The organism is Geoanaerobacter pelophilus (assembly GCF_018476885.1).
GTDB lineage: Bacteria > Desulfobacterota > Desulfuromonadia > Geobacterales > DSM-12255 > Geoanaerobacter > Geoanaerobacter pelophilus.
In genome coordinates this window covers 277,429-290,671 of record NZ_JAHCVJ010000003.1, presented here as the reverse complement: position 1 = coordinate 290,671, position 13,243 = coordinate 277,429, and the positions used below count along the sequence as shown (strand labels likewise).

The 13,243-nt window shown below is 46.8% G+C and carries 11 protein-coding genes; all 11 read left to right on the top strand.

Annotated features, from left to right (window positions below):
- Position 1: 1 nt before the first annotated feature.
- The 11 genes from KI809_RS09545 (at position 2) to KI809_RS09495 (ending at position 13,236) form a co-directional block, all read left to right on the top strand.
- A complete protein-coding gene (locus KI809_RS09545) occupies positions 2 to 856 on the top strand; it encodes a glycosyltransferase family 2 protein (RefSeq protein ID WP_214171313.1) in 855 nt (284 codons plus the stop codon).
- Complete coding sequence (locus KI809_RS09540; protein WP_214171312.1) at positions 849 to 1,937, top strand: radical SAM protein; 1,089 nt, start codon at positions 849 to 851, stop codon at positions 1,935 to 1,937. The genes KI809_RS09545 and KI809_RS09540 overlap by 8 nt, the downstream gene beginning before the upstream one ends.
- Entirely contained in the window at positions 1,927 to 3,189 is a 1,263-nt protein-coding gene (locus KI809_RS09535) for a radical SAM protein (RefSeq protein ID WP_214171311.1), read from the top strand. Before KI809_RS09540 ends, KI809_RS09535 begins: the two co-directional genes overlap by 11 nt.
- Positions 3,190 to 3,192: 3 nt before the next feature.
- Positions 3,193 to 4,068 carry an ABC transporter permease gene (locus KI809_RS09530; protein ID WP_214171310.1) on the top strand — a complete coding sequence of 292 codons (876 nt, stop codon included), beginning with the start codon at positions 3,193 to 3,195 and terminating at the stop codon, positions 4,066 to 4,068.
- Positions 4,068 to 5,339, top strand: coding sequence for an ABC transporter ATP-binding protein (locus tag KI809_RS09525; RefSeq protein ID WP_214171309.1), 1,272 nt, complete (start codon positions 4,068 to 4,070; stop codon positions 5,337 to 5,339). The genes KI809_RS09530 and KI809_RS09525 overlap by 1 nt, the downstream gene beginning before the upstream one ends.
- The gene (locus tag KI809_RS09520) at positions 5,336 to 6,475 is read left to right on the top strand and encodes a glycosyltransferase (RefSeq protein WP_214171308.1); all 1,140 of its coding nucleotides are present in this window, start codon (positions 5,336 to 5,338) and stop codon (positions 6,473 to 6,475) included. The genes KI809_RS09525 and KI809_RS09520 overlap by 4 nt, the downstream gene beginning before the upstream one ends.
- A 132-nt stretch (positions 6,476 to 6,607) precedes the next feature.
- Positions 6,608 to 7,852 carry a class I SAM-dependent methyltransferase gene (locus tag KI809_RS09515; protein WP_214171307.1) on the top strand — a complete coding sequence of 415 codons (1,245 nt, stop codon included), beginning with the start codon at positions 6,608 to 6,610 and terminating at the stop codon, positions 7,850 to 7,852.
- Between the two features lie 36 nt (positions 7,853 to 7,888).
- On the top strand, positions 7,889 to 9,184 hold the full coding sequence (locus KI809_RS09510) for a radical SAM protein (protein ID WP_214171306.1): 1,296 nt from the start codon (positions 7,889 to 7,891) through the stop codon (positions 9,182 to 9,184).
- Positions 9,168 to 10,223, top strand: coding sequence for a glycosyltransferase family 2 protein (locus KI809_RS09505; protein ID WP_214171305.1), 1,056 nt, complete (start codon positions 9,168 to 9,170; stop codon positions 10,221 to 10,223). Before KI809_RS09510 ends, KI809_RS09505 begins: the two co-directional genes overlap by 17 nt.
- Positions 10,220 to 12,190, top strand: a complete 1,971-nt coding sequence (locus KI809_RS09500) for a glycosyltransferase family protein (RefSeq protein ID WP_214171304.1) — start codon at positions 10,220 to 10,222, stop codon at positions 12,188 to 12,190. Before KI809_RS09505 ends, KI809_RS09500 begins: the two co-directional genes overlap by 4 nt.
- Complete coding sequence (locus KI809_RS09495) at positions 12,187 to 13,236, top strand: glycosyltransferase (RefSeq protein ID WP_214171303.1); 1,050 nt, start codon at positions 12,187 to 12,189, stop codon at positions 13,234 to 13,236. The genes KI809_RS09500 and KI809_RS09495 overlap by 4 nt, the downstream gene beginning before the upstream one ends.
- Positions 13,237 to 13,243 lie beyond the last annotated feature (7 nt).

Here is a 13,243-nt window from a genome sequence, read left to right as displayed (position 1 = left end):
TATGTATGCGTCCATTGTCATACCTGTCTTCCGCAGGGCTGACTGGATCAGTCTCTGTCTTGATGCCATCGGAAAGCAGGATTTTAAAGGGGAATACGAAGTTGTCATTGTTGACGACGGTTCACCAAACCGTGTTGAAATTGAAAATGTTGTCAAATCTGCAATCCAGGCGCTGGATATACCGGTACAGTTTGTTAGATTCTTGAACCGGGGACCTGCTGCTGCTAGAAATTCTGGGGTAAGTCTGGCAAAGGGTGAGATTGTCGGTTTTGTTGATGATGATTCGGTTCCTGACACTGGATGGCTAACAGAAATAACTAAATCGTTCGAAATGCCGGATGTCGGCCTAGTAAGCGGGCGCACTTGCTCTTATGATCGTGAGCTCTCCCTGCCGCTAATGCTCGAACAGTCGGTTTATAGCGGTAAGACCTTTGCTACTTGCAATATTGCCTATCGTCGGACCGTATTCGACCAACTCGGCGGGTTCGATGAAACCTTTCCGGAGCCAAGTTGGGAGGATAACGACTTGGGACTACGAGCGCGCTGGGCAGGGTTCAAGCATGTATACAATGACAAAGCAGTGGTGTATCATCCCCACGAGGCTTCCTTGGATGAATACCGGGCTAAATGCCTTCTTAATGGACGGGGAGCGGCGGTGTTCAGTCGTAAATGCTTGCGGATTAAGCCGTTATGGGGGATTGTTACGCCAATAATAATGTCCCGACGTTTGTTGCTCGGATTGCTCCCAAACTTATGGTTTTCAAGACGTCCAAACATAAGTTATCTGAAATTCTGTTGGTCTCTCTACTCACTTAAAGGCTTTTTAGGTGCGATAGTAGGGGTAAAGAGTGAATAGGACCAGGCGAGTAAAGATTGTAACAGGTCTTAAGTGCAATATACGTTGCGTTTTCTGTTACTACCGTGACAATCTTGATGCCCCAAACCGGAAATCAGATGAGATACTGCAGGACCTTCGCTACGCCTACAGGCGCGGAGTTCGAGAGGTTGACTTTTCTGGCGGTGAACCTACGGTGCATCCCGATCTACCGAAGTTAATTATCGCTGCAAAGCAGCAGGGTATGGAACGGGTGTGTATTATCAGTAACGGTTGGAGACTGGCGGACTCCAAATACATGGGCATTCTTAAGGATGCCGGACTTGATGAGATCCTCTTTTCCGTTCACGGTTCAAACGAGACCGTCCACGATGAACTGACCGCAACCCCTGGCAGCTTTGCCCGCATCTCAGCTGCCATGAAAAATGCTGTAGATCTCGGTCTGGCTGTTCGCGTCAATACGGTGGTAAACCGGGTAAATCTTGCCGACATCATCGTTGTAAGCCGTTTTGTTGCCAATTTCAGGCCAATTCAGGTCAACTTCATAACTGTGAACGACTGGTGCTTTGCCAAGAACCTTGTTGACAAGCTAATGGTACGCTACACAGATATGGCTCCGCACCTCCATAGTGCCTGTGATTATCTGGAGTCTCTTGTTCCTGCGGTTAATGTTCGTTACATCCCTTATTGTTTTATGCAGGGGTACGAGCGGTTTGTCTGCAATCACCGGCAGGTACCCTATGATCCTTACGAATGGGTGCCACGGGTTAGAGCGAGGCTGGAGCAGGGTACAGGACTAATTCGTTACTTGGCAATCCTAGGATATGGACTGATTGTGGCAGGTGAAGCAAAAAATCTGTTCAGAAAGAATTTTGCCAAACTGCTGGATGCGGCAGTAACCGAAGGGTTGCGCTGTCGTTTCTATACGAAAGCCCTAACATGTAATTCATGCCGATTCTTTGAGCTTTGCGACGGCGTTGAAAATACCTATGCTACCGAACATGGCCTTGGGGAGCTTTGCTCAGTAAGTGGTGGCCGAATTCTGGACCCTGTTTGTTTTAGACGCGAAGGATCAAGTGAGCTGATGGCCTATGCCGAATAATAGGGGCAACCTCACAAAAGCTTTGACCTCCCGTGGTGTACTGTGGCTAGGGCAAACTTGTAACCAGCGATGTGAATTTTGCTATTTTGTCGATCGGGTCAAGTCGGATGATCATCCTGAAAAACCATTTATGGGGTTAGACAAGGCAAAGTCCATCTGCAGAACCCTTGTCGATTTTTATGGGAACACTGCTGTTGACATTCAAGGTGGCGAGCCGACCATATATCCGAGTATTTTCGAACTGGTTTCTTATTGCCGTGAGATAGGGCTTGCTCCCACACTTATTACCAACGCATTACTACTTGAAAACTACACTGCCTGCGAACGATTCAAGGTTGCCGGGGTGCAAGACTTTTTGGTGAGCATACAAGGCATCGGTGACATTCATGACCGTCTTGTCGGTGTGCCTGGAGCTCATCAGAGGCAGTTAAGCGCGTTGCAGAACATGCGTCAGTTGTCCATTCCGTTTCGTTTCAATACTGTTATGACCAAGTCGGCGATTGCTCAGTTCCCTGCGATTGCCAGACTTACAGTTGAGACTGGAGCCAGAACCGTTAATTTCATCACATTCAACCCGTTTGGGGATCAGGCCGAAAAGGGGAAGAGGGGGGTGGAGAACGTCCCGCGTTATTCAGAGGTCAAGCCTTATCTCCAGGCGGCCCTTGATATACTGGCCCAGGCCGGCATAGAGGCTAACGTCAGGTACTTTCCTCTTTGTATTCTTGATGAGCAATACAGGGCTTCGGTCTATAACTTCCAGCAACTTTCCTATGATCCATGCGAATGGGATTTTGCTTCATGGGGTTGGACCGGTCTTGGCTCTCAAAGGACAAAGGAAGGGCCGTTAACTCCGCCGGTTCAGCCGAGCACTAACAGGTTGATGTATCGTTGCAAAACGATTATTAAACGATTAGCTGCAAATCCGGTGTTTGGTCCATTGTTGTACTCAACATACAAGCTCTTTACATCACCTCCAGCGGGCAGGGATGTCAAAGAGCGGCGCTATCGTGAAATTGCGCGATTGCATGCCCAGGAGCATTGTCATTATGTCTATGGTGCTGACTGCATGAAGTGCAACTTAAAGGATATCTGTGACGGCTTGCATGGTGATTATGCTGGCGTTTTCGGCACAACTGAGGTCAGGCCTGTAACTGAGGGCCGCTCAATCCATGATCCTTGTCACTATATTCGTCATCAAAAAAAAGTTGAGCATATTATGGCCGAGAATCGGGGATGTTCAAATTTTGGGTGAACTATGCTTAGCGATGAAAAACGTGACATGAAGCGATTGATATACACCCCTTCCGGCGTTATCCATGAAGGCGGCGCCGGGATGTTTCGTGTTCAGAGGATGATGATCACAGAACTGTTATCTTCTAGGGAACTCACTTGGCGCTTATTTCAGCGCGACTTCAAGGCCCGTTACCGGCAATCCGCTCTGGGGGTATTATGGGCCTTTCTCATGCCAGTGGTGACTGCTACAATGTTTCTTGTGATGAGAAATTCGGGGGTAGTAAACATCCCGGAGACAGGAATCCCTTATGCTCTTTATGCCATTACAGGTCTTAGTATCTGGGGGGTATTTGCTTCCGGCGTTAGTTCATCCGCAGCGTCATTAGTTAATGCGGGGAGCATGGTGGTGAAGATCAATTTCCCAAAGGTATCCCTTGTGGTCGCTGCCTGTATCCAAGGCTTGGTAGACTTCACCATTCGCCTGGTCCTTCTTGGAGCACTTATTCTTTACTATGGAATCTTACCATCTTTACCAATGAGCTGTCTGGCGCTTCTTGCCCTGATCCCAATTTTTTTGCTTACCTTCGGGCTGGGGTGTTTGTTGTCACTCATTTCGGTTCTTTTCCGCGATATAGGCAATCTTATAAATTTGGGATTTACCGGGATATTGTTCATCACCCCAATACTCTATCCAATGCGGGAAGACTCGCTTCTGTCGCGATTAAATTACTGGAATCCCTTAAATTACCTGATAAATGTTCCGCGTGATCTCCTGCTGAAGGGTAGTACCAGCGACACGCAGCCTTTTTTGATTACCAGCATCTTCTGTTTGGTGCTTTTTCTCACTTGTTGGCGTCTTTTCTTTTTAGCGCAAACAAAAATCGCAGAGCGTGTCTGATGACTGCAGAGAACGTGGTTAGCGTCAGGGGAGTGGCTAAGAAATACTGTCGGACCCTAAATCATACCATGTTTTATGGCGCAACCGACTTGTTGCGAAGTTTTATTGGCTTCTCGCCATCAGGCGAGCGCTTGCGCCGCGGCGAATTTTGGGCTCTTGAAGATGTGAATATCGAGGTAGCTCCAGGAGAATGCATCGGTCTGATCGGCCCCAACGGCGCTGGTAAGTCGACATTCCTTAAGATGCTTAACGGCATATTTATGCCAGACCGGGGCGAGATCAGGGTCTCAGGGAGGGTCGGTGCGCTGATCGAGGTGGGAGCCGGATTCCATCCTCTGTTGACCGGTAGGGAAAATGTTTATGTCAACGGCGCAATATTAGGCATGTCCAGGCATGAAATCGATCGGGAACTGGACTCTATCATCGATTTTGCCGGTATTGCAGATTTCATCGATTCTCCGGTCAAACACTATTCAAGTGGTATGTATGTTCGTCTGGGATTTGCTGTAGCAGCTCATCTTCGCCCGGAAATCCTCCTGATTGACGAAGTGCTGGCGGTAGGTGATTTGAGTTTCCAGATCAAATGCCTTAATCACATTCAGGCATTGCTGGGAAATGGCACATCAGTGCTGTTTGTTTCGCATAACCTGTATCAGGTGCAGAGAATATGCACTTCCGCGGTTCTGGTCGCTGACGGCAAGGTTTCCGAAAAGAATGATCCTGAAAGAGTCATCGCTGACTATGAAGAGCGCTATGGTATGGCTGCTATGGTAAAGGGGGTGCCTGAGGAGAGCAGAGCACTCGTGTTCCGAGATGCTGAAATTGTCTCTGACGAAAAGCAAACCGATGACGGCTATTACCGGTCTGTTACGGGGCAACCGCTGGTGATAGAACTCGGGTATGCTCTTAATGAGCATATTGACAGCGGAGTGCAGATAGGCTTTCTCATAAAGACCGCTGAAGGTCAACGGGTATTCGGTGGGACCACAAGGTGCGTCGAGACTCTATTGCCTGGAAATGCTGGCGAGTATAGGATGCGTCTTGAGTTTCCTTCTTCATTACTGCTGCAGGGTAATTACCAGATATCTTTTTCGGCGTTCGACGGTAACTATATCCGGCAATTGGGCGCATGGGAGAGGTCAATCTTGCTCCGGGTGACAACCCCAGGCTATAACGGTCTCCATGCCATTGGTTGTGTCCAAATGCCCTGCCTTGCATCTCTTGTAGGTCAGGGAGCAGATCCCGCTGACTTGATGAGGCAAGACCAGTGAAAGCCCTTCATTTGGCACTCACTCCGCTTGCAGGTAGTCCGATACGGATCGTGAACGCCCTGAATCGACACACCGGGATTTCTGCACGGCTTGTAGTCCTGAATCCAGTAGCCTACGGGACGAGGGTTTTTGAGAATGACTTGACCTGGATCCCGAATGATGAAGATATTCTTGCACTGATAGAGACGGCAGATATTTTACATTTTCACCATTGGATGGATTTGGCTGACAACCCGTTTCACTTCGATTTCGGCCGTATGGTTGCAAGAGGGGCTAAAGTAGTAAGACATTTTCATTCAACGGCTAACTTTATAGCTAACAACAACAAAGAGATTCTTGATCAGATAAAAGATGATCCATTTCCGAAAATAGTTATCGCCCAGCATCAGGAACGGTACTATCCTCATGCGCGACTGGTACCGAACATTGTACCTCTTAGTGCCGAAGAATATACTCCTTTAACTCGAAAACCTGCTGAGCCATCGATTTTCTTTGCACCGAGTTCCCCACGATCAGCATGGTATTCTTATGACCCTCTGCTGCGTTGGGATACTAAGGGCGCCCCGGAAATAATGCGTCTTCTTGATCGGGTGAAGAGTCAGTTTTGCGCTGTTACTGTCAGGGTACGGCAAAATATTCCTCACGACCAATGCTTAAGGGAGCGCCGGCAAAGTCATATTTCCGTTGACGATATTGTTACGGGCGGGTATCACCTTTCTAGCCTGGAAGGGTTGTCACAGGGAATTCCGACTTTTGCCTGGCTTGATGGCAGGATACAGAAGGTATTACACGAGCTGACTGGTGCCGATGAATTGCCGTGGTTGAATTTTCATCTTGAAGATGCAGAACAAGCTTTTTCTGCGCTCCTTCATGATCCGGATCTTCGCACCTCAATTGGTAAACTTTCTCGTGCCTGGATGGAGAAGTACTGGTCAGAGCCGGAGATGATTCAACATTATGTAAGTGTCTACCACGATCTGTACGAAAACCCGGAATCTTTTTTAGAGCCGAGGTTCAATTTGAATTGCAAAAAAACTTATTGGTTTGTTCAGCAAAAAGATGATCTTGAGTGGACTACCAGAGCTAAGAGAAATATGCCTTTTTTAAAAAAAATATCGAAAAGGTTCAGTTTATAGCTTTTGAGGTTTACTGGTAAAAAAAGCTAGTTTTAATCTCGCAATAATTCAGCTTGTGGTGCTCCATTGCTGTTGTTGGAAATCTGCTTAAATTGGTGTGTATTAAATACTAAATGATATGTAGGGCTTGAAATGACTTCTGAACAGAAGCAGTTTATTATTAGTTATCTTAACGGAAGTAACAGCATTGTAATATACGGTGCTGGTTATTATGGTTTGTTGCTGTCCAATTTGATCGGAGAGCTTGACGATATAGACGTTACAGTGGTCGATGACATAAAGAAGGGTAAATGTGGTTCCTACACTATTAACAACGATAACTCATTCAACACTATTACCGGCACAGTTGTTATAACTATCAAAGATCTTGATATTGCGACATCCATTGCTCAGAGACTTTATGCCCAAGGAGTAACCGATATACGACTTCTCAGTAATCGGTTAAAAGAATTTCTTGACGTATTTAGTCAAGGAGGAAAAAATCTCCAAGTTTCTAATTATCACCGTGACGATCTATTAAATAGGTTGAAATCGTTCAACTGGCGGAAGCTAAACAAAGATTATATTGCATATTCTTTCCGCTATTTATGGTCATGGATGAAAAAATCCTTCATGCCATCCAATATAGAAAATGCTGTATGTCCAGTATGCAAAGGTTCTGCCCGCCTATTGTGCGTAAATGTCTGGAATTATTTCATTATGGAATGTGTAGCCTGCACTCATGTTTTTGTAGCTAATGTGCCATCAGGCAATGCAATTGTTGATTTCTATGACGGCTACGAATACTTCACTCAGAACTGTGCACATCAGGGAATAACGAGTCTCACAGATGATACCCAGTGGCAGGGGTGGCTGAACTCAAGAATGCAATTCCTCGATTTCTTTCATATTCTTGATAGCTTTTATGAAAAGCCGGCCGTTGTTTTAGAGCTGGGATGCTGCGAAGGGAAGCTTCTGGAACGACTTAAGAAGCTAGGTCATCACGTTTATGGCTGTGATGTAAATGCTGGACTTGCAGCCCTGGCAGGGCGAACATTGGGTATTGACATCAGGGCTGGTACATTGGAGGAAGCTGGTTTTCAGCATGATACTTTCGATCTGATCATTGCCATTCACACAGTCGAGCATTTGACAGACCCCCATGGTGATCTTGTACGATGTTGGAGTCTTCTGAGAAAAGGAGGTCGGATACTAATCGAGGTTCCGATCGGAGAGACTGATTACAATAACCCCCATCACTTACATTTCTTCAGCGAGCGATCTCTCAGAGAGTTATTTACAAAGCTCTTTGGTAACATATCGATGGTGCCGTCATGTTTTGCCGATGCAAACGGTAACTTTTGTGCAACAGCCCTTACCGTAGCAGTCAAGCTGTAAGTGTTTCCTATCTCTTAAGACATTGCGAGATTATTAATGACCGAATTCAGGAAGACCACGAAACGCGTTCTGGCAAAGAGAGGGGTTCTTTGGCTTGGCCAGACATGCAACTTCCACTGCCAGTTCTGTTATTTTCTTGACCGGATCAAGAGCCGTGACCACCCGGAACACCCCTTCATGTCACTGTCAAAGGCGAAAAAAATCTGCAGGACCCTGGTGGATTTTTATGGAAACACTTCTATTGACATCCAGGGGGGGGAGCCGACAATTTATCCCGAGATCCATGAACTAGTCTCTTATTGCCGGGAGATCGGTTTGTTGCCGACCCTTATCACCAATGCAATGGTCCTGTCAAAGAAAGACGCGTGTATAAAACTCAAGGAGGCAGGCGTTCGCGACCTTCTGATAAGTGTTCATGGGTTACGCGATGCCTTTGACACCATTGTTGGGGTCAAGGGGGCCCATGAGAAGCAGATGGTCGCTCTCAAGAATCTGGCCGAAGTGGGGATTCCGTTCCGATTCAACTGCGTGCTTTCAAAAACGGCACTGCCTCAACTGAGTGAGATAGCTCGTCTCGCTGTGGAATCAGGCGCCAGGGTAGTTAATTTCATTGCTTTTAATCCGTTTGAGGACCAGCAGAAGCTTGGAATGAGATCTGTGGATAATGTACCAACGTACAGCGAGGTCTCCGGGTACCTGATGGCGGCGATGGATATTCTGGAGCAGGGGGATGTGGAGTGTAACGTGCGTTATTTCCCTCTCTGTATGGTAGAGGAGCGTTATCGTAAGTCTATTTACAATTTCCAACAGCTGCCGTTTGACATTCATGAGTGGGATTACGCTTCGTGGTCGTGGACTGGGCTACAGAGCCAACGGATGAAAGATGGCGACACCTCTGAGCCAATACCTTTTGAGGATGCCGTTTATGAGCCGATAACTTATCCAGGAAGGCTGCAGCAGCTGGCCCTCAAAGTACGGGAATCGATAGCCACTCATCCACGGCTTCTCAAGGCGGCAATTGCCTTGAATCGAGGGATAAGCAGGAGCGTTAATGGCAGCACTGGGCACTCAGGAACAGAATCTCTGGAAGAGCTCTATCGCGCCAATGCAAAAGTCCGGGCAAAATGCCATTGCTGTTACGTTTATGCTGATAAATGCTCATGCTGCTCGCTGCAAGAGATTTGCGACGGCTTTCATGGTGATTATGCAGCTCTTTTCACTGCACAGGAGGCCAGACCTGTGATGCTGCCGGAAAAGATCAATGATCCTAAATACTATATTTCACTCCAGGAAAAAGTTGTCGAAGAGGAAGAATATGGCTGGGCACTATAAGGTCAGGGATGTGTTGGAAGATGCCAGGCTTGAACAGACCCGAACTGCGGCTCCGTTGGTCAGCGTTGTGGTGACGAGTTTCAACTATGCATCATATGTAACCGACTGTCTTAGCTCCATTGCTTGTCAGGACTATCCATTTTTTCATGTTGTGGTAGTTGATGACTGTTCAACTGACGAATCAGTGCGAGTAATTAAAGATTTTATTGATTCTTCTGCAGGTGGTGAGCGTTTTGAACTTGTCTGCCATGACCAGAACAAAGGGCAACTTGGTGCATTCAAGACCGGACTTGCTCATGCTCGCGGATCGTTTGTCACGTATGTGGATGCAGATGATCTGCTGCTGGGAGATTTTATCAGTTCGCATGTTCGTATCCATCTGGGGATGGAGCCGGTGGCTTTTACATCTTCTGACCAGTATCAGATTAACGAGCGAAGTGAGATACTGTCCGGCCACCATGCAGATCTGCAGGCCAAAGGGAAATTCAGATTCATTGGGCCGAGATCTCTTCATAGGCCTTTCTGGCTTTGGGCAACTACGAGCTCAATGATGTTCCGCAAGGCGGTCCTGGAACTGGTAATGCCTGATACCATTGACCATTTCAGGATATGCGCCGACAATTATATAAGCCACTTTGCCAATCTTGTCGGGGGGTCTTTGCTATTACCCGAGGTGCACGGCTGTTATCGTCGGCATGGCATGAACTGTTTCAGTTCCAATTCGCTGGTTGGAGGGTGCCATCCAACCGGGAACATGAAACATCACCCAAGCCATGACTTGGTGAGGCAGACCATCCTTGATACCTTGATACGCAAGCATGAGGAGTTCAGCGCTGTTCTTTCAGAAGGTGGATATGAGGGGCTGTTGGCAAGGACGGTAATCGGTTGGGAAATATACAGAGTGTCGCGCATTAATGACTCGTTTAATAGAGAACGTAGTCCATTTTTTCCCCTCAAGATATCATTGCAGTCCTTCTCCATTCGCTTATCGACTAAAATTCATCAGGTCACGGCTTTTGCTAAAAATGTTCTGAGATGACTGATGCTCTGTTGACAAAGAATTGTCTGCTCTTCTATCCCACCAGCCCTGTGCATGTTTACAATTTGTCATTAATAGCCGAAAAGCTTCCTGATTGGAATATTACTTGTGTTATTTCGGAAAATTCCATGCGCCTTTCGCCTGGAATTGCCGCTGCTCTGGATCGATCTCGATTTGAGAATATTGTGATCGAGAGAGTGGATCAGCTTTCAGAGCTCCTTCCTGATGATTGTACCGTTGTCATGCTTGGCGCGTCGTTTGAACCCTTTTCCTTGGAACTGTTTGCCTGGGCAAAGGTTCGGGCAATACCTGTAGTTGCGGTAGAAGAGGTTGCCCAACTCTCTTTGAATAATTGTGAGCTTAACAACTATGACTTGCCGCTGGATCTTCTGTTTGTCGCCAATGAATGGGAATACCAACTTTTTCGCAAATCTGGTTGGTCTGAAGAATCGCTGGCGATTTCAGGACTGCTTTCATGGGGACGATTCGCTCGCCGAGGCAGACGTAACGAGATTCGTGAGCGATTGGGGATAGGGACAGAAAAGCAACTGCTTGTTTATACGACTTCTCCTCTAAGGAGCAGGTTAACGATTCACAATAAGGACGACCGCCAATTCCGTGATTCGGTTCTTAATGTGTTGATGATGCCTGCGGTACAGGATAAATGGGAAATTGTCGTTAAACTGCATCCCAATGAGAACCTTGCTACAGAAAAGGAGGTGATTCGCAGGGTTGCACCTAATGTGATTGTCCATGGCTCGGAGGTTGATACTCTGGACCTCTTGGAGGCTGCCGACGCAGTCATGAACAGGGGAAATTCAGAGACTATCCTTGATGCAATCATCTTGGGGCGACCGGTACTAATCATTGCGTGTGGTATTAAGACAATGTTTCATGACCTTGGCAGTGCGCTCGTTCTGGAGAAACCTGAAGAGGTCATTACCGCACTAAAAGAGGTAGAGTCCGGTTCCAGCCCGGAATTCTCGAAAATAGAAGCTGTCTACGCCCCACCCACATGCGGTGTTGCTGAATTTATTGCGGGGAAGCTTCAAGGTTTTGCCGGCAAGAAGCTTCCTTTGACAACTGCAAGGCTTGAATGGCTGGTAAGGTCATATCTGTTCCTTGGAATGATGGACAGAATTCCGGCTATTTTTGAATTATGGCAGCAGAGAACGCCTCTGCTTGCAGGAATAGAATCTGCTGTGACATCTCATCTCGCAAGCGATTTCAATGGCTCGATATCAAACTGGCAAGCTGTGTCAAAGTTGTATCCGGAATGGTTCTATCCCCACTACGAACTTGCCCATGCCAATCTGGCAATCGGTAACTGGGCAATTGCTTTAAGTCATGCGGAAGATGCCATCAGGCTCCATCCTCCGTTCCACTACCTATGGCATGAAATCCCAATGGCAATAGTAAAAACAACCGCATTGCGAAACATGGGTATGGCTGTTGAATCTATGGCGGAGGCCAGGTCATTTGATAGAAAAGGCGTATCTGAACATATGCCTGAACTGCTCATTGAGCGGGCTGCTATCTCCCTTCAGCTCGGGAGGCAAGAAGATGCACTTGATTTGGTTTGTAAAGGTTTGGATGTCTTAGGGTCCCACCCTCTTTGGCCACATATCGATTCCCTGTTTTACCATCGGGCCGGGCTATTGTTGCGTGATTTGGGTAAAACTGCTCATGCTATGGATTGTTTTGACAATGCTATCCACCTTGCACCGAGAAGTTTTTGGCCATTATACGAAAAAGGACTGCTGCTTTGTGAGGTCGGAGACTTTGGAGAGGCTGCTGATATTCTCCTGAAAATCGTTGCAAATCCAGCTCACCTCGACTTGATCCAGTTGAATATGATATATGAAAAACTGATGCATGCCTTGCGGCAGGAAAGACGTTTTTCTGAGTACGTTGCCATAGCAATTAAACGAATAATCGGCAGGTTTGATAAGAAGAGCCATAAGTGAGAACCACTAAATCCGAAATGACAAAGTCTCCGTTGTTTATCAGCGTTGTTATTGCCACCTTCAATCGCGCAGAACACCTTGAAAAATGCCTTGTAACACTTGATCTTCAGTCATGTGACAGGGACAGCTTTGAGGTAATTGTTGTTAACGACGGTTCCACTGATAACACAGATGAGGTTTTAAAAAGTTTTGCCAATCGCTGTTCAATCAATTTTCGCACAGCTCATCACGAAAACAGAGGCGTTTCATATTCCAGAAATGTCGGTATCAGCCTTTCTCGTGGGGAGTTCATCCTTTTTACGGACGACGATTGTCGCCTGCCAGCTTCTTGGATTTCACAGTGTATCGGGCATATCGAGCATCTCTCCTCGGATGTAATCGGGATTGGCGGTCCTTTGGACAGCATAGTGGAAGAGGGCTCTAGATTCGCAGCGGAGTTTGTAAAATATATCGATGAATTCAATCATATTCCGACACTTGGGAGATTCCGGATTCGCCCGGTTCATGTGAAAAACCTTACTGTCAAGGACGTAGTCCCTTACCTTAGAACATCAAATGCTCTGTTTAGAAAGCGGATGTTAATTGAAGTCAAGGGGTTTGATGAAGTTTTTCGTCGCCCTGGCGGCGAAGATCCTGACATCTGCTTTCGATTGCTAGCTCTCGGAGGACGTTTCGAGTTTGACACTTCACTTGTTGTCAGGCATGTGTGTAGAGCAACTCTTGCCGCTTACTTCAAGACTCTGGCGAATTATGTGGGTGGGGAATACCTCTGCAGAAAAAACAGAAGATTATACCCGTTTAAGGCGTTACGGTTAAATTATGAGTATATACCCCTGCAGAAGATATGTTCTTCGATTCTGGCCCTTATTGGCTATCCTGGTGCCGTTGTTAAGGCCTCAGCCTTACATGGGCACGGATTAGGGCATGCTATGATTTTTCCATTACTTGTGGCTATTTCAAAAAAGTATGCTCTCTGGATAGCTATGAAGTGCCAACTCGATGAATGGCGGAAAGCAGTAGCTTGTTACCAACAGAAAACGAATTAAGCAAATA